The organism is Burkholderia sp. ABCPW 11 (assembly GCF_001523445.1).
Lineage (GTDB): Bacteria > Pseudomonadota > Gammaproteobacteria > Burkholderiales > Burkholderiaceae > Burkholderia.
In genome coordinates, this window is record NZ_LOVM01000032.1 from 279,413 (window position 1) to 298,847 (window position 19,435).

A 19,435-nucleotide genomic window follows, 5' to 3' on the forward strand; every position below is an offset into this window, starting at 1 on the left:
ATAGCGTCTTTTCGAGATAACGCGAAGGAAGCAATGGCACTGGGAGAGCATCTTCGCCAGCAACTGGCGGCGAAAGCGCTGAAACGGCAACTGGAGCGCGCGACCGACGCCGCGGCGGCGCCCGGCGTGCCGGGCACGCCGGCGGCGCAGGCCACGTCGGCGCGCAGCCGCTTCGAATCGATGCCGCAGTATCAGCAGGTCCGGATCATGCGCGAGATGGGCGAGAAGCTGCGGGTCGACTCGCCGTTTTTCCGTGTGCACGACGGCGTCGCCGGAGCGACCACGCAGATCGGCGGCCGCGAATACCTGAACTTCGCGAATTACAACTATCTGGGGCTGGCCGGCGATCCGGCGGTGTCCGCGCGCGCGAAAGCCGCGATCGACCGCTACGGCACGTCGGCCTCGGCGAGCCGGATGGTCGCGGGCGAGCGCCCGGTGCAGCGCGAGCTCGAGCGGGCGCTGGCTGCGTTCTACGAGACCGACGACTGCGTCGCGTTCGTGAGCGGCCACGCGACCAACGTGACCGTGATCGGCGCGCTGTTCGGCCCGGGCGACCTGGTGGTTCACGACGCGCTCGCGCACAACAGCATCGTGCAGGGTGCGCAGTTGAGCGGCGCGAAGCGGCTGAGCTTCGCGCACAACGACTGGCAGGCGCTCGACGAGCTGCTGTCGCGCGTGCGCCGCGAATATCGGCACGTGCTGATCGCGATCGAAGGGCTGTACAGCATGGACGGCGATTTCCCCGACCTGCAGCGCTTCGTCGACGTGAAGACGCGCCACGGCGCATTCCTGCTGGTCGACGAGGCGCATTCGCTCGGCGTGCTCGGCGCGAGCGGCAAGGGCATCCGCGAGCATGGCGGCGTCGCGCCCGACCAGGTCGACATGTGGATGGGCACGATGAGCAAGACGCTGGCCGGTTGCGGCGGGTTCATCGCCGGCTGCCAGCCGCTCGTCGACATGCTGCGCCATCTGGCGCCGGGTTTCCTGTACAGCGTCGGGCTCGCGCCGACGCTCGCCGCAGCGTCGCTGGCCGCGCTCGAACGCCTGCAGGCCGAGCCGGAGCGCGTCGCGCAACTGCAGGCGCGCGGGCGGCAGTTCCTGACCGAGGCGCGTGCCGCCGGGTTGAATACGGGCACGAGCGCCGGGTATGCGGTCGTGCCGGTGATCACGGGCAGCTCGCTGAAGGCCGCGCAGTGGGCGAATGCGATGTTCGACGAAGGCATCAACGTGCAGCCGATCTTCTATCCTGCCGTCGAGGAGAAGGCCGCAAGGCTGCGCTTTTTCATCTGTTCGACGCATGAGCCGGAGCAGATCAGTCGGGCCGTTGCCGTGTTGTCGCGTCTTGCAGGACGCAGTGCGTGACGCGGGGCGCCGTGGTTTCGCAAGCGGTCCCGCGCGCCGGCGAACCGCCGCAGTTTCGCGCGGCCGATGCGGATGACGCGGCAGCGTGCGCACCGCTCGTGTTTGCGTCCGGTGTGGCCGAATTCGGCTTCTTTCTTGGCGAAAGCGACGCGCGCTGCATCGCTTTCCTGCAACAGGCATTCCGGTCGCGCCACGGACGCTTCTCGTGGCGCCGGCATCGCGTCGCAGTCGCAGACGATGGCACGGTGCTCGCGGTGATGGCGATTCACGACGGGCAGCGGACAACGTTCGACGACGTGCATGTCGTGTGGGCATTGATGCGCTTCTTTGGGCTGCGCCGTACGATCGGTCAGCTGCTACGCGGACTGGTGCTCGAGACAGAGATTCCGGCGCCGAAGCGTTCGCAGATTTTGATCGCACATTGCGCGACGGATGAGCGCCAGCGCGGTACGGGCATCTTCAGCGCGCTGTTTCGCAATGCGCTGGATACCGGCGCGTTGCCGGCCGAGGGCAGCCGTGACGTCGTGCTCGACGTCCTAACCCGAAACGTGCGCGCCCGCGCGCTGTACGAACGTCTCGGATTCGTCGCGCTGCCGCGGCTGCGCGCGCGTTCGCGCAGGTTGCCGGGCGAGCTTGATTCGATTCGGATGCGGTTTGATCGTCGCGTCCAACCAGGACAGTGGGCCGATGTGACGTAAGGCGGAGGGTTCAACCGTCGGTCGCCACGATAGCGCGCCGAAAAAGAAGAAGGGAGTAGAGGCGCTGGCGAGCCGGTGGCCCCGCCAATATCAGCCGTTCAACGGCAATTTCTGCATGATCGCGTGCACGCATTCGAGCGGACTTGCTTCGCCCGTGCGCACATGCACGTCGGGCAATACCGGCTTTTCATAGGTCGATTCGATACCGGTGAACTGCCGAATGGTCCCTTGCCTTGCCAACGCATACAGCCCCTTGGGGTCGCGTGCTTCCGCCACATCCAGCGCGACGTCGACGAAGACTTCGAAAAACCTGCCCTGCGGAAAACGCGCGCGCGCTTTGGCCCGTGCCTCCCGAAACGGCGAGATCAGCGCAACGATGACGACGAGCCCCGCATCCACCATCAGGCGCGCGACCTCGGCCGTTCGACGAATGTTCTCGTGGCGGTCAGCGTCGCTGAATCCCAGGTCCTGATTCAATCCTTCGCGAAGCTGGTCGCCGTCCAGCAGAAAAGTCCGCAGGCCGCGCGCGTCGAGTTGTTCCTTCAGTAGATTCGAGAGCGTCGATTTGCCGGCACCGGAGACACCGGTGAGCCATACCACGAAGGCATGGTCCTGCTTCATGCTGGAAAGCACGGATTGATTGCCCGTCAGCATGACAGGAAGTGGGTTTTGGAGATCTTGAGTCATCTCGGAGTCGATGTGCCGGTAACTGCGTCGTTGCTTTATTGTGATGCGGATTCATCCGTCGGCGAATTGTAACGTGCCTTTTCAAAATTTGTAACTTGAATATTTTAATCAGGAATAAGCGTTCTCCTTCGCGCGGCACGACGATGTGCGAGTCCTTTCCATCAGGTAATGATTGCCGATTCGCCGTAATAATTCGAAATGAGAACGTGTCGCCGACGGAGAAGAAGGTGCGTAAAATGTCGGCCCCGTTTCGTCGCCCGCTGAATTTGCGGTACGTCCGGATCAGGCCCGACGCCATGAGGGCAATGGGGCGAGAGATTTGCGTCGGAATTCGTTGGAAGAACGGTGACGATTGTTCGTCGACGTGTCGCGGAATTCCTCGTACATATGTAGTCGACCGTGCGTCGATTATCGCCCCGGATTCCTGGTCGGAGTCAAATCGCAAGAGTATTAATTTTCTATTCCGGGAAAATCACAGTAGTACGTAGAGCCTGCTTTCGCCATGCGATTCCGTCGCTCATTATCGAATTGGGGGAATTATCCCAAGCCTGTTGCCGGACCGTATTCGTCGGGAGATGATTCGTATCGCTTTCGATTGATTCGGCGGTACCGATCACCGGTCCGTCAAAACGGATTGCCGCAATTGCCGTATCGCGCCGAAGGAATCGACACCTGAAATACGACGCCCGCTTTCGTCAGGATTGCGGCGTGTCACTTGTGCCGCGGCCCGAACGGCCGCTGCTGCACATCGGCGCCGTGCGCGACGATTGCCATCCCCTCCGGCACTTCCTCCCACGCGCCGCGCAGGTCGACGAGCGGCTCCGACACGACCATGAACGCATCGTCGCCGGCTTCGGCGATACGCGGGTTATGCGGATACAACTCGTGCAGGTGCTTGAACGACGTGCTGTGGAACAGCGACCGCGATTGCCGTTCGCTCGAGTAGCGCACCGCGACGATCCGTTCGCCATCGGTCGCGCAGATCGTCATGTTGAGTGGGGCGGCGACGCGATGCCGCGCGGCGGTTTCCTCGACCACGCCGACCATCCGCTCGAGCGCTGGCAGCGGCGCCTGCTCGAGACCGTACGTCAGCGCGAGGCGGAACATCAGCTCGGAGTCGGTCGAGCCTTCGAGCGTCGGGAACAGCGCGGGATCGACCTTCATCGTCAGGTCGCGGCGCAGCTTGTGGAAGTCGCGGATCAGCCCGTTGTGCGCGAACAGCCAGCGGCCGTGACGGAACGGATGGCAGTTGGTTTCCTGCACGGGCGTGTCGGTTGCCGCGCGAATATGCGCGATGAACATCCGCGAGCGGATCGCGCGCGCGGCTTCGCGCAGATTGCGGTCGTTCCACGCGGGATGCACGGAGCGATAGCGGAACGGGAGTTCGTCGGGATGCCCGTACCAGCCGATGCCGAAGCCGTCGCCGTTGGTCGTCGTCGCGCCCAGCTCCGAATGCAGGCTCTGGTCGATCAGCGAATGCTTTGCGCGGAACAGCACGGTTTCCAGATGGATCGGATTACCCGTATAGGCGAGCCAGCGGCACATGGAGCGCTCCTTCGCGATGTATCGTTCGCGCATGGTAGCCGACTCCACGACGCTTACGCGTCCAGGCGAGTCACCCGCACGCGCTTCGTACATCGCCGTCCGCGCGATGCGCACCCGCCCGGCCATGCGGCCGGGCGCAACACGACAATGCGATGCGGCCCGACGGTCGTGCCGCAGCCGCCGGCTCAATCGCCGAGCGCGTCCATCACGCGCGCCGAATAGACGAGCGCCGCGCCCGCATTCAACGCAATCGCGACGCCGAGCGCTTCCGCCACTTCCTCCTTGGTCGCGCCATGCTTGGCCGCTTCGGCCGTATGCACGGCGATACATCCGTCGCAGCGCGTCGTGACGGCCACCGCGAGTGCGATCAGTTCGCGTGTCTTCGCGTCGAGATGGCCGGTCTTGGCGCCTGCGCCGGACAGCGCCTTGTAGCCGGCCAGCGTATCGGGCGACAGCTTGGCGATGTCGCCGATGCGCGTCGAGAGTTCCTTCCGGTATTCATTCCAGTTCAGCATGATGCGTCCTTGTCGAGAAGAGTGAGGAGGGCGGCGGGTGCCGCGATCTCGGGCGATGCATGGCTATTCTGATCGCTCGCGTCGAGGGTTTCGATACGCTAGAGTGTCGATTTTTAGCGCAATCGTCTCATGGATGCATTGAGTCAACTGTTGTCGCTCGGTCGCAGCCATGTCAAGCTCGACGTGCGCTGCCTGCTCGACGGCCCGTTCGCGATGCCGCACGACCCGCTGCCGCCCGGCGAGGCGGCGTTCCATCTGGTGTTGGCTGGAACCTGCCGGCTGCGTGCCGCCGACGGGCGCACGCTGGAACTCGCGGACGGCGATTTCGTATTGCTGCCCGCCGGCGGCGCGCACGACCTGCTCGACGCAGTGGGCAGCCGGTCGAAGCCGCTCGTGCCGCTGCGCGATTCGAGTGCCGGCGACGGCGCGGTGCTGCCGATCAAGTCGAATCTCGATCCGGCCGAACCGGGCAGCGCGAGCGTGGATCTGCTCTGCGGACGGTTCGTCTATGCGCGCGGCGCGGGCGAACTGCTGATGCGCACGCTGCCGCAGGTGTTGCACGTCGGCTTGCGCGACGCATCGGGCGCCGCGCCGCTTCAACTGCTGACGAGCGTGCTGCGTACCGAGGCGTCGAACATGCAGCCGGGTGCCGGCGCGATCGTGAACGCGCTTGGGCAGACGCTGCTCGCGTATGCACTGCGTGCATACGGCCGCCGCGCGCGCGTGCCGTCCGGCTGGCTCGCGCTGGCGGCCGATGCGCGCCTCGGCCCGTCGGTCCGGGCCGTGCTGCAGGCGCCGGCGCAACCGTGGACGGTCGAATCGCTCGGCGCCGCGGCGGCGATGTCGCGCGCGACCTATGCGAGGCATTTCCGCGAGAAGGCCGGGATGAGCGTCGGCGCATTCGTCGCGCAGATCAGGATGATGCATGCGTGCGCGCTGCTGCAGGACACGCAGCGCGGGCAGGCGGAAATCGGGCAGGCGGTCGGTTACCAGTCCGAGGCCGCATTCGGCAAGGCGTTTCGCGCGGTGCTCGGCACGACGCCGGGGCGCTGGCGGCGCGCGCGGCGAGAAACGTGAACCTGCGAGCGCGCGCATCGTGACGCGCGCCAAAGCTGCTACCATGCGCAAAACGCAGTTCAACGAAAACGATTTCGAACAACAAGAAAGAGAGGGCAAAGCAATGAACCAGACCACCATCCAGCAACCGTCGTTCGCGTTCGTGGCCGCCTCGTGGGCCGCGCTGCTCGCCGGTTTCGCGGCATTCCTGATCGGGCTCTGGAACGCCGGCATGCAGCTCAACGAGAAGGGCTACTACTTCACCGTGCTGGTGTTCGGCCTCTATGCGGCGATCTCGCTGCAGAAGAGCGTGCGCGACCGCGCGGAAGGCATTCCCGTCACAGGCATCTACTACGGCCTCAGCTGGATTGCGCTACTGCTGTCGATCGCGCTGCTGATCGTTGGCCTTTTCAACGCGACGCTTCAATTGAGCGAGAAGGGCTTTTACGCGATGTCGTTCGTGCTCGCGCTGTTCGGCTCGGTGGCCGTGCAGAAGAACACGCGCGATTTGCAGAACGCGAAGCCGCGCTATACCGACGCTGATTCCGTGCCGTCGATCCAGGAGTGACGGTGCGGGCTGCGGGCGCTCGCTGATGCTGCTCGTTGCGTGATGAGGTCCGCGGCGGAACGTATTCATCGGGGCGCCGCAGGTCCACCGTCCGTTCGTTTCATCCATGCCGTCGCGCAGGCGATGGAGATGTTCCGGACACCGAACCTCGGGGCCGTACTGAGTGCGTGTGACGGTTGGGTTGCGTGACGAGCCCGGTGGATCCGGCTGACCTACGGCGAGCCTATCGAGGGCGTCGGAGTGCGATACAAAAGCGACAGACGCAAAAAAGCCTCCGCGAGGGAGGCTTGTTTGCACTATCGAAGATAGTTGGTAGGGTGGGAGGGACTCGAACCCTCGACTCTCTGATTAAAAGTCAGATACTCTAACCAACTGAGTTACCACCCCACGTTCTTGAAACCTGTCGGTTCGTTGCTTCAGCAACTTGGGCAACGACCTAAAGAGCAAAAGATTATAGCGACGGGTTGCAGGGCTGTCAACAACCCGTCACGATAATTATTTGATCGTTTCGAGCTTGCCCTGCGCCGTCTGCGCCGCGTTCGATCCGGCGTACTGCGACACGACCTGCTCGAACGTCTTCTTCGCGGCCGCCTTCTGGCCTTGCTCGAGCTGGTTCGTGCCGATCGCCACGAGGGCGTCGGCCGCGCGCGGGTGCTGCGGGAACTTGCTGACGATCCCCTGCCACGTCGCGGTCGAACCGCGGTAGTCGCGCAGCGCGTATTGCGCGTTGCCGTACCAGTACTGCGCGGTCGGCTGATAGGGGCTCTGCGGATACTTCGCGATGAACGCGCGGAACGAAGCCGCCGCCGCCTTGAAGTTGCCGTTGCGGAACTGCTGCTGCGCCGCGCTGAGCGCATCCGTTTCACCCGGCTGCACGGTGCCTTCGACACCATCGATCGTCGCCTGCTGCGGCTCGAACTTCTTCAGCCGCGTGTCGAGATCCTGGTAGTACTCCTTCTGCTGCCGCTCGAGCGTCGTCAGCCGGTTCGTCAGATCCTCGTTCTCGCCGCGCAGCGTCGCGACCTGCTGATTCAGCTGGTCGATACGGCCGGATTGATCGAGGATCGTACGCTGGGCGGCCGACAACTGGCTCGACAGGTTGTCGCTCTTGCTGCGCAGATCGAGTACGGCACGGCGCGCTTCGTTGTCGTCGAACATGCCGGCGTGCGCCGGCGCGGCCGACCACGCCGCGCCCGCGACGCAGAATGCTGCGGCAACGCGCAGCCAGGTTAAACGGTGCGTCATACGGCGATTCTTCCGTTACTTACTGTTGGTAGACGAGGTCGGCGCGGCGGTTCTGCGCCCACGATGCTTCGTCGTGACCCGTTGCCTGCGGCTTTTCCTTGCCGAGGCTCACGGCCTCCATTTGCGAATCGTTCACGCCGAGCAGGGCCATCGCACGGCGGACGGCTTCCGCACGCTTCTGGCCCAGCGCGAGGTTGTACTCGCTCGTGCCGCGTTCGTCGGTGTTGCCCTGGATCAGCACGTGGCGTTGCGGGTGGCTCTTCAGGTACTGCGCGTGCTGCTGCATCAGCGGCTGGTACTCGTCCTTCACCGAATAGCTGTCGAAGTCGAAGTAGATGCTGCGCTTCGCGAGCGGGCTGTTCGGGTCGTTCAGCGGATCGACGTTCACTTGCGCGACGTTGTCGGCGCTCGGCTGCGTGCTGACTGCACCCGCGTTGTTTGCCTTGTCGTCGAGCTTCACGCCCGACTTGCACGCTGCGAGCGCGCTGATCATCATCACGGCCAGGGCCAGACGAGCTTTATTCGACATCATGGTTACTCTCCTTGTGGTCATTGCATGAAGGGCCCCCACGACGGCTCGCGAACGGAGCCGCCCTGGACGGACAGGATCTGCGGCGGCGCGCTGCCGTCGGAGGGCACTGCAGCCAGAACATTGCGACCGCCCGACTGGGTCGCGTACAGAAGGTACTGGCCGTTTGCCGCGAAGCTCGGCGATTCGTCGCGATTGGTATTCGTGATGGCGTTCGCCGCGCCGGTCTGCAGATCCTGAACGTACAGCTTGAAGCCCCCACCCGTGCGGGAGATGTATGCGAGCAGCTTGCCGTCCGGACTCACGCGCGGGCTCGTGTTGTAGCTGCCGGTGAAGGTCACGCGCTGTGCGGCGCCGGCGCTTTCACCCTGTGCGGGCATCCGGTAGATTTGCGGCGCACCGCCACGGTCGCTCGTGAAGTAGATCCAGCGGCCGTCCGGCGAGTAGAACGGTTCGGTATCGATCGAGCTGCTCTGCGTGAGACGGCGCAGGCCGCCGCCGTTCGCGTTGACCGTATAGATTTGCGTATTGCCCGTCAGCGACAGCGCGACGGCGAGCGTGTTGCTGTCCGGCGACCACGCCGGTGCGCTGTTGTTGCCCTTCTGGTCGGAGACCATGTAGCGTTTGCCGGTCGGCAGGTCATGAATGTAGACGATCGGCTTCTTGCGCTCGAACGACACGTACGCGACCTTCGTGCCGCTCGGCGACCAGGCCGGCGAGATGATCGGTTCGGTGCTCGACAGCGCGATGCGCGCGTTCTGGCCGTCCGAATCCGAAATCTGCAGCTGGTAGCGGTTACCGGTCTTGATCACGTACGACAGCCGCGTGGCGAACACGCCGCGCACGCCGAGCAGCTTCTGGTAGATGTAGTCGGCGATCTTGTGGCCGGCCGTGCGCAGCGTGGTGTCGGTGGCCGTCAGCGACAGGCCGCCGAGGCTTTGCTGCTTCACGGTGTCGTACAGGATGAAGTTGACCTTGTACTGGCCGTTTGCGTCGCGGTTCACGCTGCCGGCCACGAACGCATTCGCGCCCTTGGCCTTCCATGCGCCGAGATCGACCGATGCGGTCTCGGGCACGGGCGTGCTGCCGGCGTCGATGTTGGTGAATTTGCCACTGCGCGCGAGGTCGGCGCGAACGATCGACGTGACCTGCTGCGGCAGGTTCGCCTCGTTCGTGAAATTCGCGGTGGCGATGGGGAACTGGGTCGACCCGACACCGGTGATCAGCACGTTGACCTGGGCGTTAGCGGCGCTGCCGGCCGTAATCAGACACGAGGCCACGAGTGCCCTGAAACCTAGCTTTGTCATCAAACTCATGCTTCTTGCTTCCCGTATGGCTTGGATCGCTGCGCAACGGCAGAGACAGTAAAAATACCCGATTCGTTCCCATCTGACAGCGACGCCCGGAGTGTAAGCGCATTTCGTTTCACTCTGCCGCCTTGAAGGTGATCGTAATGTCAGACGGGGTACGACCGTTAGAATCGGGCGGCAACGGGACCGACGCGTGGATCGCGTTGACCACGGCTTGATCCCACCCCGGATTCCCGCTCGAGCGGGAGACCGATGCGTTCAATACGTCACCGGACGGCGTGCACCGAATCTTGACGACGGTGGTCAGGCCCGCCCGCTCGCCGCCCCAAACGATGTTCGGCTTGACGCGGCGGCGCACCTTGTCGGCATAGCCCGGCGTGGCGGCATTGCCGCCGGAGCCCGTGCCCGTGCCGCTTTTCGCGAGGCCTTCGCCGCCGCCTTCGCCGGCGCCGGACAGCCCCTGCAGCTGCGCGAGGCGCGCACTGCGCTCGCGGTCGAGCTTCGCGTTCGCCGCCGCATTGGCCTTCGCGCGCGCCGCGGCTTCGGCCTTCGCCTTGGCCTGCGCTTCCGCCTTTGCCTTCGCGGCTGCGTCGGCCTTCGCCTTCGCCGCCTGCTGCGCTTCGAGCTGAGCCTGCTTTTGCTGCTGGAGTTTCTGCTGTTCGAGCTTTTGCTGCTCGGCGAGCTGCTGTTGCCTGAGCTTGTCGGCCTGCTTCTGTTTGTCGCGTTCCGCGGCCCGCTGCGCGGCGAGCGCGGCGGCCTGTTGCGCGGCGAGCTGCGCGCGACGTGCCTCCTCTTCCTGCTGGGCCTTCAGTTGCTGCGCGCGGCGTTGCTGCTCGAGCTGCGCTTCGCGCGCGGCCGCTTCCTGCTGACGTTTCTTCTGCTGCAGCGCGATGTCGGCCTGTTCGTCGCGCACCGGGGGAGGGGGCGGCGCGACCTTCGCGGGCGGCGTGGGCGTGACGACGGGCCGTGGCGCGGGGACGTCGGGCACTTCGGTCCACAGCTCGGCTTCGGCGCCGGCCGGCGTGCTGTTCTGCCACTGCACGCCGTGATAGAGGAACAGCGCGAGCAGCACGTGCATCAGCGCGGCGAGCGCGAACGCGCGCCATGTCCCACGCTCGCGGGGAGGCTGGAGCGGGTACGCGGATCTGCGCGTGGATTGCTGCCGGTTCATTGCGATTTGACGAGGAGGCCGACGCGCTTGACGCCGCGCGCCTTCAGATCGGACATCACGGTCATGACGGCATCGTACTGCACGGTCTTGTCGGCTGCGATCACGACCGGCTGGTCAGGGTGATCGGCCTGCCGGGCCGAGATGAAGCTGTCGAGCTCGGCCTTCGTCATCGTGTCTTCCTGGGTCGCGCCCGAGTCGCCTTTGTACTTGACGCTCATCGTGCGGTCGGCCTTGATGTTGACGACGACGGGCGGCGTCTGCTCCTGCGGCGCCGCGTTGCCGACGGTCGGCAGGTTGATGATCGACGGCGCGACGAGCGGTGCGGTGACCATGAAGATCACGAGCAGCACCAGCATCACGTCGATGTACGGCACGACGTTGATGTCGGCCATCGCGCGGCGCGAACGGCCGCCGCGCATGCTGGATCGGATGGGGCTTCCTGCCATGGCGCGCTCCTTACTGGGCCTGACGCTGCAGGATGTTCGAGAACTCTTCGATGAAGGTCTCGAAGCGGATCGCGAGGCGGTCGATGTCGTGCGCGTAGCGGTTGTACGCGACCACCGCCGGAATCGCGGCGAACAGGCCGATCGCGGTGGCGACGAGCGCTTCGGCGATACCGGGCGCGACGTTCGCGAGCGTGGCCTGCTGCACGTTCGCGAGGCCGCGGAACGAGTTCATGATCCCCCAGACCGTGCCGAACAGACCGATGTACGGGCTGACCGAGCCGACCGACGCGAGGAACGCGAGGTTGGCTTCGAGCGCGTCCATTTCACGCTGGAACGACGCACGCATCGCGCGGCGCGCACCGTCGAGCACGAGGCCCGGATCGCTGAGGCGTTTTTCCTTCGCCTTGAGGAATTCGCGCATCCCCGATTCGAAGATCCGCTCGAGTGCGCCGATCGTGTGGCGGTTGTTGGCTGCGCTTTGGTACAGCGCCTGCAGGTCGCCGCCCGACCAGAAATCCTTCTCGAAGCGTTCGGTTTGCGCGCGCGCGCGACGGATCGCAAACCACTTGCGGAAGATGAAGGTCCACGACATCAGCGACAGCAGCAGCAGCAGTCCCATCACGGCCTGGGCCAGCACGCTCGCGTTGAGGACGAGGGAAATGATCGACAGGTCTTGAGCAGTATTCATAGAGGTTTGAGTAACGTCCCTTCGGGAGTGCCCGGCAAGGGCGTCCGGTGTGCGTGCGGCGCGGCGCGCCGGCCATGCCTGACGCCGAACCTTGCTTAGTATCGAATCAGAACGGCAAGTTCATAGGCTGTGTCTAAACGGCGCTCATGCGAGCTTCGTTGACAGGTCAGGCTGCCCGGCGTCGTCGATGACGGGCCCGCGTTGCAGCGCGTCGAGCACGGCCGGCGGGATGGCCGCGGGCCGGATGCCGTGACGGTCGACGCAGCCGAGGCGGATGTGCCCGGCCACGAGCAGCGTGTCGCCACACCAGGCTTCCTGCGTGAATTCCACCGACGCGCGGCCGATGCGTCCGGGCCGGCTCGTGATCGTCAGCGTGTCGTCGAGTCGCGCCGGCGCGCGGTAGTCGAGCGACGTGCTGCGCACGATGAAGATCGCGCCGGTATCGTCGGCGAGCCGGCGCTGGTCGACGCCGCACGCGCGAAGCCACTCGGTGCGGGCGCGCTCGAAGAACTTCAGGTAGTTGGCATAGAAGACGATGCCGCCTGCATCGGTATCCTCGTAGTACACGCGCACCGGCCAGGTAAAGCCGGACAGCGCTTCCGGGGAGCGGGTGGGCTGAGTCATGGCGCGCATTCTACCGGAACGCAGGAACCGGATTCGTAACGGTTTCGTAACGGAATGTAGTACGACGCGGCACGCCGCGGGCCGGCCGGAGGCCGCCGCGGCGGTGCGCGATGCGTCAGCCGCGATGGATCGCGAGGCCGGCCGGCGCCTGGGCGACCGGCATCATCTCGATCGTATTGATGTTCACGTGCGCCGGGCGCGTCGCGATCCAGTAGATCGTGTCGGCGATGTCCTCGGCCGTGAGCGGCTGGACGTTCTGGTACACGTTCGCCGCCTTCGCGTCGTCGCCACGGAAGCGGACGTTCGAGAATTCCGTGCCGCCGCACAGGCCCGGCTCGATGTCGGTCACGCGCAACGGCGTGCCGATCAGATCGGCGCGCAGGTTCAGGCTGAATTGTCGGACAAAAGCCTTGGTTGCGCCGTATACGTTCCCGCCCGGATACGGATAGGTGCCGGCAACCGAGCCGAGATTGAAGATATGGCCACGGCCGCGCTCGATCATGCCGGGCAGCAGCGCATGCGTGACGGTCACGAGGCCCGAGCAGTTCGTGTCGATCATGGTCTGCCATTCGTCGAGGCTGGCCTTATGGGCAGGCTCGACGCCAAGCGCGAGGCCGGCGTTGTTCACGAGCACGTCGAGCGCCGCGAATTCGGCGGGAAGGGCGGCCGGCACGGCTTCGACGGCTGCGCGGTCGCGCACGTCGAGCTCGAGCGGCAGAAGGGCGTCGCCGAGCTCGGCGGCGAGCGCATCGAGACGATCCTTGCGGCGCGCGGTCGCGACCACGCGGTGGCCTCCCTTGACGAAGGCACGGGAGATGGCGGCGCCGAAACCGGCGGACGCGCCTGTGACGAACACGATCATTGCTGCTCCTGGTCGGTGACGTGATAGCGGGTGGAATCCCGCAAGCCTACTGAGAATGCCGCACCGCGGCAAGGCGACGAAGCGTTTCGGCACGGGCGCGTAAAATCTGGCCCCAATTGATTCGGGCGCCCCGCCGTGCGGTTGCCTATTCATGACGCATCCAATACACTAATGCGCTCATCACCCCTGCGTGACTGGCGATAGAACCCTTCGGGTTCAAGGTGGAGCATCCCACCGTGAAGCGCGGGGCGCTGTTTTTGCCGTTCGCCTGGGCAGCCGTTGTGCGCCGTCGCGTGCATCGCCGGTGGCTGTCCTGCCTCGCGTCATACGGATTCTTCCGCCACGTCGAGCTGGTCTCGCCAGCAGCGCACCGTACTTGGCCACTCCGGTCAACCTGTACACACTTAACGGAAACCGTATGTTTGACAGAGCCCAAAGCACCATCGCGAACGTCGATCCCGAAATCTTTGCAGCGATCGAGCAGGAAAACCGCCGCCAGGAAGATCACATCGAGCTGATCGCGTCGGAAAACTACACGAGCCCGGCCGTAATGGCCGCGCAAGGCTCGCAGCTCACGAACAAGTACGCGGAAGGGTATCCGGGCAAGCGCTACTACGGCGGTTGCGAGTACGTCGACGTGGTCGAGCAGCTGGCGATCGACCGTGTGAAGCAACTGTTCGGCGCGGAAGCGGCGAACGTGCAGCCGAACTCCGGTTCGCAGGCGAACCAGGGCGTGTTCTTCGCGATGCTCAAGCCGGGCGACACGATCATGGGCATGAGCCTCGCGCATGGCGGCCACCTGACGCACGGCTCGCCGGTGAACATGTCGGGCAAGTGGTTCAACGTGGTGAGCTACGGCCTGAACGAAAACGAAGACATCGACTATGAAGCGGCCGAGCAGCTCGCGCAGGAACACAAGCCGAAGCTGATCGTCGCGGGCGCGTCGGCGTTTGCGCTGAAGATCGACTTCGAGCGTCTGGCGAAGATCGCGAAGTCGGTGGGCGCGTACCTGATGGTCGACATGGCGCACTATGCAGGCCTGATCGCGGCGGGCGTGTACCCGAACCCGGTGCCGCACGCGGATTTCGTGACGACGACGACGCACAAGAGCCTGCGCGGCCCGCGCGGCGGCGTGATCCTGATGAAGGCCGAGTACGAGAAGCCGATCAACTCGGCGATCTTCCCGGGGATCCAGGGCGGCCCGCTGATGCACGTGATCGCGGCGAAGGCAGTGGCGTTCAAGGAAGCGCTGTCGCCGGAGTTCAAGGAATACCAGCAGAAGGTCGTCGAGAACGCACGCGTGCTGGCCGAAACGCTGGTGAAGCGCGGCCTGCGCATCGTGTCGGGCCGTACGGAAAGCCACGTGATGCTGGTCGACCTGCGCGCGAAGAACATCACGGGCAAGGCAGCGGAAGCGGCGCTCGGCGCGGCGCACATCACGGTGAACAAGAACGCGATCCCGAACGACCCGGAAAAGCCGTTCGTGACGAGCGGCATCCGTCTCGGTTCGCCGGCGATGACCACGCGCGGTTTCGGGCCGGCGGAAGCCGAGCAGGTGGGCAACCTGATTGCCGACGTGCTGGAGAACCCGGAAGACGCAGCGACGATCGAGCGCGTACGCGCGCAGGTCGCCGAGCTGACCAAGCGTTTCCCGGTTTACCGTTGATCGCCGATGCGCTGCCCGTTCTGCCGGCATGACGACACGCAGGTCGTTGACTCGCGCGTGTCCGAAGATGGCGCCGCGATTCGGCGGCGCCGTCGCTGCTCGGCTTGCGACAAGCGTTTCACGACGTACGAGCGGGTCGAGTTGTCCCTGCCGTTCGTCGTGAAGAAGGACGGCAGCCGCACGGAGTTCGACCGTCGCAAGATCGTCGCCAGCATGCAACTCGCGCTGCGCAAGCGGCCGGTTGCCGCCGACGCGATCGACGCGGCGGTCGCCCGTATCGAATATCAACTGCTCGCGACTGGCGAGCGCGAAGTGCGTAGCGAGAAGCTGGGCGAACTCGTGATGAACGAGTTGCGCGGCCTCGATACGATCGCCTATGTGCGCTTCGCATCGGTGTATCGCCAGTTCGAGGACGTTTCCGAATTTGCCGACGTGATCGAAGAGTTCCGTCGCGCTTCTCCCGCCAAGACCCCACGTAAGCGCTGACGCGCTGCGTTCGTTCATCGTCTGCTCCGTTGGTTCGATTCGCGCCGATTGTGTCGGCTGCGATCGCATGTCGCCAGTCGGCCGTTCGGCCAATGGCGCGCGTCCGCACGCGCCGCTACAGTCGTTGCATCACCGTGGCGGAGGACGATTGCGATGGAACTGGGCGCCCAATCCTTGAAGAATGTGGTGCAACGACCGGGCGGATTCACGCTCGTCGAGCTGATGGTCGTCATGTCGCTGGCGGCGGGGCTCGCGCTCTATGCGGTCCCCACGTTCGACCAGTGGCGCATGCGCGAACGCGTGGATGCACGCTCGCGCGCGCTGCTCGGTGCGCTGTCGTTTGCGCGTGCCGAGGCAACGCGTCTTGGCGCGCGCGTCACGCTGTGCCGCGCCGGGCGCGACGGTGCCTGTCTGCGCGCCGGTGAGCGATGCGATCCTGCCGAATGGTCGTGCGACTGGCTCGTCAGCGGGCAGGTCGACGGGCAATCGCGTGTGCTGCGACGCTACCCGCGCGATGCCGAAGTGGCCGTTTCGGGCGCCGCACATGAGCTTGCGTTTGCGCCGCCGGTCGGTCAGTCGATCGGCGGAATCCGGCGTTTCGAGGTGCGTCCGAGGCGCAGCGTGTCCGGCGCCGACGATGCGCACGCGTCGCGTTGCGTGCGGATTGCGGCAGGCGGCCGCGCGCGAATCGCCGCCGGCCGTTGCGACGCGGTGTGATCGCCATGCGCGATGCCATGCGCGGTACGTCGTTGATCGAGGCGACGCTGGCCATCGCGCTGCTTGCCACCGTCATGCTGGCAGTAGTCGGCAGCCAGCTCGCGATGGCGCGTGCGCAGCGCGCGACGATCTGGCGCGAACGCGCGCTGTGGCTGGCCGACGCGCGTATCGAGCGTCTGCATGCTGCGGCCGCGGCCGACGACGACCTCGCGGCGCTGGCGGCAGCGTCGTTGCCGGATGGCGCGATGACGCTCGACGGTGGGCCGGGCGGCGTCCGCTATGCGGTTGTCCGCTGGCGTGGCGGCAATGGGAGCGCGCCGCCGCGCTGCGACGCGGCGGGAACGTCGACGCGACCGCCATCGTGTGTCCGGATACCATTTCGCGAGCGGGCAGGCGATGAACGCTGATCGCTGGATGCGTGGGCATACGCTGCTCGAAGTGCTGATCGCGATGACCGTCGGGCTGCTCGTGCTCGCGGCGGCCGGTGCGCTGTACCACGCGCAGCGCATTGCGCAGCGCCGTGCGGAAGACGGGTTCAGGATGCGCGACGCGGCTACGACCGCGCTGATGCTGATCGGTCAGCAGGTCCAGATGGCAGGATTCCGGCCGCTCGATGCCGAAGCGGCATCGTCGTTGCCGCCGGTGTTCGGGTGTTCGATGGCGCGCGTGCGGGGTAGCGGCGCACAGGTGCGCTGCGAGCCGTCGCGCTTGTCATCGGACGCGTTGCTGATCCGGTATGTCGGCGATGCCGTATCGACGTGGACGACGGTGAGCGGTCAGGCGACGGATTGCCTCGGGCAGGGTGTCGGCGTGCCGGGCGAACCGGCGCCGGTGGAGAATCGCTTCGACGCGCATATCAGCCCGTCGACGGGCGAACCCGAACTGTATTGCGAAGGAAGCGGCCGGCCGGGCACGCCGCAGCCCGTCGTGGCGGGAATCGATCAATTGCGCATGCGCTATTTGCGCCGCGGCGCCACGCAGTTTGTCGACGCCGATGCGATGCGTGCCGACGACTGGCGCGAGGTCGTGGCCGTGCATGTCTGTGTGCGGGCGCGCGGCGAACCGATGCGCGAACCGACGCGGCATGTCGACTGCGACGGCCGCGCCGCGTTGGCGCCGGACGGCCGTGCACGTTTGACGCTCGATCGCATCGTCGCGTTGCGGAACGTCGCGCTCCGATCCGACGTTGCGTTGCATGATGCAACTCGAGCAAGCGGGGTGGCGCGATGAGCGGAACAGCGCAGTACGCGCGGGACACCCTCTCCCGATGCGTTGACCTTTCGGCGGCGAGCCCGCACGAGCTGCATCTACGTTTGCGCTCAACCCGCCGCGCATGGCGTCGCGACGCGGGCCTTGCGTTGCCTGCGGTGATCGCCATCGGCGCAGCGATCGCGGCACTGACCGGCACGTGGTTCGACGCGGCATTGACGGAATCGCGCCGCACTCGAGCGTTGTCGGATCGGCTGATCGCATTCCACGCGGCCGATGCCGCGCTTGCCGCGTGCACCTGGCGATTGCTGCGCGGCTCGGCGCCGTATGTGAGCGAAAGCGAATCGCATGCGGAGCCCGACGCATGGCGACGCATGCCGCCGCTGGCGGCGGTCGAAGCGTTCGCGCCATTCGCCGGTTGGCCGACGGCCGCGCAACCGCCGCGATGCCTGATCGAGGCGTGGCGACGTCCGGCAGGGCAGGCCGGCGACCGCACTTACCTGATCACTGCGCGCGGCGTCGGCGCGCACGCGTCGAGCGCCGTGTGGCTGCAACACCAGGTCGCGATACGCGACGGCCACATCATCGTGCTGCGTTGGCGTCGTGTCGCGGCGGTGTTTCGATGAAAGGCCGCCTGTCGATGTGCCGAGCGGCGGGATTCACGCTGATCGAACTGATGATCGTGCTCGCGATCGTCGCGGTGCTGACCGGGTGGGGTATTCCGACGTATCGCGAGCATGTCGTGCGTGTTCACCGCGCGTCGGCGGTGTCCGCGCTGTACCGTGCGGCCCAATATCTCGAAACGCTGGACGGTGCGCCGCCTGCGGCATTGCCGGATGCGCTCGCGCACGCGCCGCCGGACGGGCATGCCGTGTATCGATTGACGCTCGGGCGGCCCGACGGCGACGATTCGCCGGTGAGCTATGAACTGGCAGCGACGCCACTCGATACCGGCCCGATGCGCGACGATGCATGCGGCACGTTCACGCTGCGCTCGGACGGGACGAAGGGCAATGCAGGAAACGATGGCGCCGACGAACCCGGCGCGGCCTGCTGGGGCGGGCGCTGAGTTCGCAAGGAAGACACGCAGCGGCCATGGCCGTGCGCGCGGAGATGCCGACGGTCAGTCGTCGTGTGCGTCGAGCCCGCGCTCGTCGCGGGACTGCTTCCAGATCCGGTAGACCTCCCATGCGGCGAAGCCGAGGGTGCCCCACTTCAACGCGGGGCCCGCACTCGCGCGCAGCAGCGAGCGAACGGGTTTCGCCAGCACGAGCGACGCGAGCGAGCTCAGCATCGGATACTGGTTGACGAGCTGGCCGAGGCTTGCGTTCAGGTTCTTGGCCGACTGGCCGAACTTGTGGGAGGACAGGCCGGGGATGAACACCTTGAGCCAGCTGAAGCGCGTGACGGCCTGACGCATTTCGGCGGCGGCTTCCGCGAGTTCGAGCCGCTCGACTTCGGATCGCAGGATCAGCAATTCCTTGCGGAGCGCGCGGTGCTGCGATGCGCTCCAGTTCGATCGCGACGAATGGGAGCGGGATGAATTGCCCGTGATGTTCTGGCTCATGGCGCGTCGGCGAGGTAGGTGGGAGGGATGAGCGCGAGGGCGTTCACGACTTGCCGCGGAACAGGTCGCGGTCTTTCTCGAGTTCGGCGAGCGTCGCCTCGAATACGGTCGGCGCGTCGCGCAGGCCCGAGCGGGCCTTCAGCGCGCACACGATGCCGCCAACGGCATACAGCGCGGTGATCGCGGCGAGTGCCTGCCAGCGGTAGGTATCCCAGAACGCGATCGCGACCAGCACGGTCAGGCTGATGAGCGCCATCGTCGCGAGCATCATCGCGGCGAGCCCGAGGAACAGCACGCCCATCAGGCGCTCCTTCTCCTCGGCGAGCTCGATGCCCACCAGTTCGAGGCGCGTCTGCAGAAGGCCGATGGCGGAGCCGACGAGGCGGCGCAGCGGTCCTTGACCGGACGGCTGCGAGGGGGTGTCTGTCGTCATGGATGAGGTGCTTGCGCGTGCAGTGAGCAGCTAGGACAAAGCCGGCCGGCG

General features: G+C 65.8%; 24 protein-coding genes, 1 tRNA gene and 1 riboswitch. Of the genes, 11 read left to right on the forward strand and 14 right to left on the reverse strand.

Annotated elements, in window-relative coordinates; all coding sequences use genetic code 11:
• Positions 1-33: 33 nt before the first annotated feature.
• Positions 34-1,362, forward strand: coding sequence for an aminotransferase class I/II-fold pyridoxal phosphate-dependent enzyme (locus tag WS61_RS14390; RefSeq protein WP_059501066.1), 1,329 nt, complete (start codon positions 34-36; stop codon positions 1,360-1,362).
• Complete coding sequence (locus WS61_RS14395) at positions 1,359-2,060, forward strand: N-acetyltransferase (protein WP_059501067.1); 702 nt, start codon at positions 1,359-1,361, stop codon at positions 2,058-2,060. The genes WS61_RS14390 and WS61_RS14395 overlap by 4 nt, the downstream gene beginning before the upstream one ends.
• Positions 2,061-2,150: 90 nt before the next feature.
• On the opposite strand, the gene cysC is transcribed toward WS61_RS14395, so the two are convergent.
• From cysC to WS61_RS14410, 3 genes are all read right to left on the reverse strand, one after another.
• The gene (gene cysC / locus WS61_RS14400) at positions 2,151-2,714 is read right to left on the reverse strand and encodes an adenylyl-sulfate kinase (RefSeq protein WP_059501068.1); all 564 of its coding nucleotides are present in this window, start codon (positions 2,712-2,714) and stop codon (positions 2,151-2,153) included.
• 744 nt (positions 2,715-3,458) lie between these two features.
• Entirely contained in the window at positions 3,459-4,292 is an 834-nt protein-coding gene (locus WS61_RS14405) for a class II glutamine amidotransferase (protein WP_059501120.1), read from the reverse strand.
• A gap of 185 nt (positions 4,293-4,477) precedes the next feature.
• Positions 4,478-4,807, reverse strand: coding sequence for a carboxymuconolactone decarboxylase family protein (locus tag WS61_RS14410; protein ID WP_006484989.1), 330 nt, complete (start codon positions 4,805-4,807; stop codon positions 4,478-4,480).
• A 129-nt stretch (positions 4,808-4,936) separates the two neighbouring features.
• Here WS61_RS14410 and WS61_RS14415 point away from each other — a divergent pair, with 129 nt between their 5' ends.
• Both WS61_RS14415 and yiaA read left to right on the forward strand, forming a co-directional pair.
• The gene (locus WS61_RS14415) at positions 4,937-5,884 is read left to right on the forward strand and encodes an AraC family transcriptional regulator (RefSeq protein ID WP_059501069.1); all 948 of its coding nucleotides are present in this window, start codon (positions 4,937-4,939) and stop codon (positions 5,882-5,884) included.
• Between the two features lie 103 nt (positions 5,885-5,987).
• Positions 5,988-6,431 (forward strand): inner membrane protein YiaA, encoded by a 444-nt coding sequence (gene yiaA, locus WS61_RS14420; RefSeq protein ID WP_059501121.1) that lies wholly within the window; start codon positions 5,988-5,990, stop codon positions 6,429-6,431.
• Positions 6,432-6,741: 310 nt separating this feature from the next.
• On the opposite strand, the gene WS61_RS14425 is transcribed toward yiaA, so the two are convergent.
• From WS61_RS14425 to WS61_RS14465, 9 genes are all read right to left on the reverse strand, one after another.
• Positions 6,742-6,818 (reverse strand) — tRNA-Lys (locus WS61_RS14425).
• Positions 6,819-6,926: 108 nt separating this feature from the next.
• The gene (gene ybgF / locus WS61_RS14430) at positions 6,927-7,676 is read right to left on the reverse strand and encodes a tol-pal system protein YbgF (RefSeq protein ID WP_011544679.1); all 750 of its coding nucleotides are present in this window, start codon (positions 7,674-7,676) and stop codon (positions 6,927-6,929) included.
• Positions 7,677-7,695: 19 nt separating this feature from the next.
• Positions 7,696-8,208, reverse strand: coding sequence for a peptidoglycan-associated lipoprotein Pal (gene pal, locus WS61_RS14435; protein ID WP_006484980.1), 513 nt, complete (start codon positions 8,206-8,208; stop codon positions 7,696-7,698).
• A 17-nt stretch (positions 8,209-8,225) separates the two neighbouring features.
• Entirely contained in the window at positions 8,226-9,521 is a 1,296-nt protein-coding gene (gene tolB, locus WS61_RS14440; RefSeq protein WP_034206517.1) for a Tol-Pal system beta propeller repeat protein TolB, read from the reverse strand.
• A 109-nt stretch (positions 9,522-9,630) separates the two neighbouring features.
• A complete protein-coding gene (tolA, locus tag WS61_RS14445; protein WP_059501070.1) occupies positions 9,631-10,686 on the reverse strand; it encodes a cell envelope integrity protein TolA in 1,056 nt (351 codons plus the stop codon).
• Positions 10,683-11,132 (reverse strand): protein TolR, encoded by a 450-nt coding sequence (tolR, locus tag WS61_RS14450; protein ID WP_006484943.1) that lies wholly within the window; start codon positions 11,130-11,132, stop codon positions 10,683-10,685. Before tolR ends, tolA begins: the two co-directional genes overlap by 4 nt.
• A gap of 10 nt (positions 11,133-11,142) precedes the next feature.
• Positions 11,143-11,820 (reverse strand): protein TolQ, encoded by a 678-nt coding sequence (tolQ, locus tag WS61_RS14455; protein WP_059501071.1) that lies wholly within the window; start codon positions 11,818-11,820, stop codon positions 11,143-11,145.
• A gap of 144 nt (positions 11,821-11,964) precedes the next feature.
• Positions 11,965-12,453 (reverse strand): tol-pal system-associated acyl-CoA thioesterase, encoded by a 489-nt coding sequence (ybgC, locus tag WS61_RS14460; RefSeq protein WP_059501072.1) that lies wholly within the window; start codon positions 12,451-12,453, stop codon positions 11,965-11,967.
• A 106-nt stretch (positions 12,454-12,559) separates the two neighbouring features.
• Positions 12,560-13,306 (reverse strand): SDR family NAD(P)-dependent oxidoreductase, encoded by a 747-nt coding sequence (locus tag WS61_RS14465; RefSeq protein WP_059501073.1) that lies wholly within the window; start codon positions 13,304-13,306, stop codon positions 12,560-12,562.
• Positions 13,307-13,486: 180 nt separating this feature from the next.
• A riboswitch (ZMP/ZTP riboswitch) is annotated at positions 13,487-13,587 on the forward strand.
• Between the two features lie 137 nt (positions 13,588-13,724).
• On the opposite strand from WS61_RS14465, the gene glyA reads away from it, so the two are divergent.
• The 7 genes from glyA to WS61_RS14500 all read left to right on the forward strand — a co-directional run bounded on the left by glyA (position 13,725) and on the right by WS61_RS14500 (position 18,453).
• Complete coding sequence (gene glyA / locus WS61_RS14470; protein WP_059501074.1) at positions 13,725-14,972, forward strand: serine hydroxymethyltransferase; 1,248 nt, start codon at positions 13,725-13,727, stop codon at positions 14,970-14,972.
• Between the two features lie 6 nt (positions 14,973-14,978).
• On the forward strand, positions 14,979-15,458 hold the full coding sequence (gene nrdR / locus WS61_RS14475) for a transcriptional regulator NrdR (RefSeq protein ID WP_050011738.1): 480 nt from the start codon (positions 14,979-14,981) through the stop codon (positions 15,456-15,458).
• Between the two features lie 153 nt (positions 15,459-15,611).
• The gene (locus WS61_RS14480) at positions 15,612-16,175 is read left to right on the forward strand and encodes a GspH/FimT family pseudopilin (RefSeq protein ID WP_059501075.1); all 564 of its coding nucleotides are present in this window, start codon (positions 15,612-15,614) and stop codon (positions 16,173-16,175) included.
• Positions 16,176-16,180: 5 nt separating this feature from the next.
• Positions 16,181-16,582, forward strand: a complete 402-nt coding sequence (locus WS61_RS14485; protein ID WP_095211734.1) for a hypothetical protein — start codon at positions 16,181-16,183, stop codon at positions 16,580-16,582.
• Positions 16,572-17,405, forward strand: coding sequence for a type IV pilus assembly protein (locus WS61_RS14490; protein WP_059501077.1), 834 nt, complete (start codon positions 16,572-16,574; stop codon positions 17,403-17,405). Before WS61_RS14485 ends, WS61_RS14490 begins: the two co-directional genes overlap by 11 nt.
• A 140-nt stretch (positions 17,406-17,545) precedes the next feature.
• Entirely contained in the window at positions 17,546-18,010 is a 465-nt protein-coding gene (locus tag WS61_RS14495; RefSeq protein WP_059501122.1) for a pilus assembly protein, read from the forward strand.
• Positions 18,007-18,453, forward strand: coding sequence for a type IV pilin protein (locus tag WS61_RS14500; RefSeq protein ID WP_059501078.1), 447 nt, complete (start codon positions 18,007-18,009; stop codon positions 18,451-18,453). The genes WS61_RS14495 and WS61_RS14500 overlap by 4 nt, the downstream gene beginning before the upstream one ends.
• A gap of 54 nt (positions 18,454-18,507) precedes the next feature.
• Here WS61_RS14500 and WS61_RS14505 read toward each other — a convergent pair whose 3' ends face one another.
• Together WS61_RS14505 and WS61_RS14510 are read right to left on the reverse strand one after the other, a co-directional pair.
• A complete protein-coding gene (locus tag WS61_RS14505) occupies positions 18,508-18,951 on the reverse strand; it encodes a DUF3318 domain-containing protein (protein WP_034206527.1) in 444 nt (147 codons plus the stop codon).
• 43 nt (positions 18,952-18,994) lie between these two features.
• Positions 18,995-19,384: a phage holin family protein gene (locus WS61_RS14510; RefSeq protein ID WP_059501079.1), complete on the reverse strand. Its 390-nt coding sequence runs from the start codon at positions 19,382-19,384 to the stop codon at positions 18,995-18,997.
• Positions 19,385-19,435: the final 51 nt, after the last annotated feature.

Excerpts from the sequence above, each read along its gene's own strand:
- WS61_RS14390 (WP_059501066.1), top strand. The coding sequence starts at position 34 with ATGGCACTGGGAGAGCATCTTCGCCAGCAACTGGCGGCGAAAGCGCTG.
- cysC (WP_059501068.1), bottom strand. The coding sequence starts at position 2,714 with ATGCTGACGGGCAATCAATCCGTGCTTTCCAGCATGAAGCAGGACCAT.
- WS61_RS14405 (WP_059501120.1), bottom strand. The coding sequence starts at position 4,292 with ATGTGCCGCTGGCTCGCCTATACGGGTAATCCGATCCATCTGGAAACC.
- WS61_RS14410 (WP_006484989.1), bottom strand. The coding sequence starts at position 4,807 with ATGCTGAACTGGAATGAATACCGGAAGGAACTCTCGACGCGCATCGGC.
- WS61_RS14415 (WP_059501069.1), top strand. The coding sequence starts at position 4,937 with ATGGATGCATTGAGTCAACTGTTGTCGCTCGGTCGCAGCCATGTCAAG.
- yiaA (WP_059501121.1), top strand. The coding sequence starts at position 5,988 with ATGAACCAGACCACCATCCAGCAACCGTCGTTCGCGTTCGTGGCCGCC.
- ybgF (WP_011544679.1), bottom strand. The coding sequence starts at position 7,676 with ATGACGCACCGTTTAACCTGGCTGCGCGTTGCCGCAGCATTCTGCGTC.
- pal (WP_006484980.1), bottom strand. The coding sequence starts at position 8,208 with ATGATGTCGAATAAAGCTCGTCTGGCCCTGGCCGTGATGATGATCAGC.
- tolB (WP_034206517.1), bottom strand. The coding sequence starts at position 9,521 with ATGAGTTTGATGACAAAGCTAGGTTTCAGGGCACTCGTGGCCTCGTGT.
- tolA (WP_059501070.1), bottom strand. The coding sequence starts at position 10,686 with ATGAACCGGCAGCAATCCACGCGCAGATCCGCGTACCCGCTCCAGCCT.
- tolR (WP_006484943.1), bottom strand. The coding sequence starts at position 11,132 with ATGGCAGGAAGCCCCATCCGATCCAGCATGCGCGGCGGCCGTTCGCGC.
- tolQ (WP_059501071.1), bottom strand. The coding sequence starts at position 11,820 with ATGAATACTGCTCAAGACCTGTCGATCATTTCCCTCGTCCTCAACGCG.
- ybgC (WP_059501072.1), bottom strand. The coding sequence starts at position 12,453 with ATGCGCGCCATGACTCAGCCCACCCGCTCCCCGGAAGCGCTGTCCGGC.
- WS61_RS14465 (WP_059501073.1), bottom strand. The coding sequence starts at position 13,306 with ATGATCGTGTTCGTCACAGGCGCGTCCGCCGGTTTCGGCGCCGCCATC.
- glyA (WP_059501074.1), top strand. The coding sequence starts at position 13,725 with ATGTTTGACAGAGCCCAAAGCACCATCGCGAACGTCGATCCCGAAATC.
- nrdR (WP_050011738.1), top strand. The coding sequence starts at position 14,979 with ATGCGCTGCCCGTTCTGCCGGCATGACGACACGCAGGTCGTTGACTCG.
- WS61_RS14480 (WP_059501075.1), top strand. The coding sequence starts at position 15,612 with ATGGAACTGGGCGCCCAATCCTTGAAGAATGTGGTGCAACGACCGGGC.
- WS61_RS14485 (WP_095211734.1), top strand. The coding sequence starts at position 16,181 with ATGCGCGATGCCATGCGCGGTACGTCGTTGATCGAGGCGACGCTGGCC.
- WS61_RS14490 (WP_059501077.1), top strand. The coding sequence starts at position 16,572 with ATGAACGCTGATCGCTGGATGCGTGGGCATACGCTGCTCGAAGTGCTG.
- WS61_RS14500 (WP_059501078.1), top strand. The coding sequence starts at position 18,007 with ATGAAAGGCCGCCTGTCGATGTGCCGAGCGGCGGGATTCACGCTGATC.
- WS61_RS14505 (WP_034206527.1), bottom strand. The coding sequence starts at position 18,951 with ATGAGCCAGAACATCACGGGCAATTCATCCCGCTCCCATTCGTCGCGA.
- WS61_RS14510 (WP_059501079.1), bottom strand. The coding sequence starts at position 19,384 with ATGACGACAGACACCCCCTCGCAGCCGTCCGGTCAAGGACCGCTGCGC.